This is a genomic window from Hydrocoleum sp. CS-953 (assembly GCF_002260545.1).
In the GTDB taxonomy this organism is placed as follows: domain Bacteria; phylum Cyanobacteriota; class Cyanobacteriia; order Cyanobacteriales; family Microcoleaceae; genus Trichodesmium.
The window spans coordinates 1-2,508 of the sequence record NZ_LGSU01000230.1; the positions used below are offsets into that span (position 1 = coordinate 1).

Genomic DNA, 2,508 nt, shown 5'->3' on the forward strand with positions numbered 1-2,508 from the left:
CTATTTAGGATTGCTATAGTTTTGGGAAATTTACTCATTCTAAATGTTGTAAGTTTAATTTTGCCTACATACTCTGTTAAATTTATAATCTAGATAATTGATAAAAATGTATTTTTTTTTGCTCCTTGCTGTCTGCTTATTTTGTAGAACTAATAAATAGAGATATCGCCTAATTTAGTATAACTTTGATTTGTCATTTTCCCAACTGATAACTGAATTGCGCAGTTACGACCATAGGAGGCTAACTGATAACTGTTCAAATTCCATGACTTTTTCCAATTACCCAATGTCGTCTAAAGAAACGAGCTAAAGCTGATTCTTCTAAAGGTAAATAAATTGGTCTGCCATGAGGACAAGTACGAGGGTTTCTAGTAAGTTGCCATCTATTTAATAAACGTTGCATTTCTGGCAAACTTAAAGGAGTTCCATTTCTAATAGCACTTCGACAAGAAGTAGCTACTTTAGCAGATTCTAAATCTCCTCCTTTACTAAGTTCAATTAAAGCATCAGCACAGTCATTTCTTTTAGCTAACATTGCCGGAGCAGTACGAGCTGCCCAAAGTAAATCTCCGAAGGTTTCTACTTCTATATTTAAGCGTTGAAGTTGTTCTATTTGAGCTGAAGATAAATTATGCAAAATAATCGGAGTTTCCAAAGAAATTATTTGCCAATAATCGCATAATTTTTCATATAAAATTCTTTCATGGGCAATATGTTGTTCTATCAACCAAATTCCACTCGGATGTTCAGCTACTATATAAGTATTGTGTAATTGAGCTATCGCTTTTAATTCTATTAATCCTAATTCTCCATCTTTTTCTTCAGTATTATCTGGGGAAACTTCTATAGCTCGACGAGTTTGATAATTCCCTGTATTTTCTGAGACTTTTAAGATTTTTTCCACTCTTTCTGATAAAGGAAATTCTGGCATAATATCCGCACTAAATTGTAATGACTTACCAATTTCTAGATTGATTTGTTGTTGCCAAAATTTCAAATTATCTAGATAAATTTCTGTTTTTGCCGGATGACGATTCCAATTAATTTGATAGGGAAAAATTTGTAAATGAACAAAACAAACAGGATAGCGATCGCGAGGGCAAGTTCGAGCTAAAGAACTAATAATTGTTTGTTCTAATTCTGGGACTTTTACCACCCTCCCATTAATAGCAACCTTAACCCAATCAGGTCGTCTACGATGACATCTATCTGGCAAACCTAAGACTAATTCTAATGATTGTCTATCCAAAAATTGAGAATCTTGATATTGGGAAAAATTAAATTTTTTGATATTTAATTCTTCTGCTTCTTCCTCATCAATTTCTTGTTGAATATACTGTAAATCGCTCAATCTTACCGTCGATAAAATTTGAGGTAAAATTTGTTTTGCCGTAGCACCCGGACTAATTTGTATCCATAATTTACTACCTTGCCAAACTTGCCAAGTAACATCAGGATAACAAAGAGATATTTGCTGAATAATTAATTGTATACCTCGCATTTGTTGCGCCGGAGAAGGCATTCCGTGACGACGTACAGGCCATTTTCCAAAAAGATTAGAAACCTTAACAATAGTACCAGGAGCAATAGCAACTCTTTCAGCTTCAACAGCTTTTCCTTCCTCATTATAAACAACTCGCCAACCTTCATTTTCATTCTCTGAAATAGGTGACTTAGGACGACTTAATATTTCCAAATTTGAGAGATTAGCTAAACTATGAAGTGCCTCTCCACGAAATCCTAAACTGGTAATTTTTGTCAGGTCTTGAAGATTAGTAATTTTGCTCGTACTATGAGGATTAGCAGCTTGTTTTAAATTAGCTAAATTCATACCCATTCCATTGTCAGAAATTTGTACTCGCCACTGTTCATAAATAATAGAAATTATGATGCGAGTTGCACCAGCATCCAAAGNAACTATGAAGTGCCTCTCCACGAAATCCTAAACTGGTAATTTTTGTCAGGTCTTGAAGATTAGTAATTTTGCTCGTACTATGAGGATTAGCAGCTTGTTTTAAATTAGCTAAATTCATACCCATTCCATTGTCAGAAATTTGTACTCGCCACTGTTCATAAATAATAGAAATTATGATGCGAGTTGCACCAGCATCCAAAGAATTTTCTACTAATTCTCGTACTACTGCTGCTAAAGAATCAATTACTTCTCCGGCGGCAATTAAGTTAACAACTTCTTTTGGTAAGGTTTGAATTTTAGATTGCATTTATATCAAGGTATTCAATAATTTATAATTGATAATGAATAATTGATAATTACCTCTACCTAAAAGGAAGAGGATTGAATAAAAGGAAAATTTTTTCTTGTTTCTCCACAGCGAGTGAGAGGCTTTAAACCTTAATTATTAGGTAACAAAAGGCTTATAAGTATGTGGAACATAAAATTAAACTTCAAGCTCAATCTCTGGAAAAAAAACTTATTCCTGCTTTACTTGAAACAGAAGTGGCCTAATCTGAAAAATTGTCTAATTTTGCTAAGGATTATTCCTCTTT

At 33.5% G+C, this 2,508-nt stretch carries 1 protein-coding gene and 1 pseudogene; both read right to left on the reverse strand.

All coding sequences use genetic code 11. The features are described 5' to 3' along the window. Positions 1-256: 256 nt before the first annotated feature. Positions 257-1,912, reverse strand: coding sequence for a DNA mismatch repair endonuclease MutL (gene mutL, locus AFK68_RS01950; protein ID WP_371357200.1), 1,656 nt, complete (start codon positions 1,910-1,912; stop codon positions 257-259). A gap of 3 nt (positions 1,913-1,915) precedes the next feature. After that, positions 1,916-2,222: pseudogene (locus AFK68_RS01955) on the reverse strand (ATP-binding protein); the annotation flags it as partial. Positions 2,223-2,508: the final 286 nt, after the last annotated feature.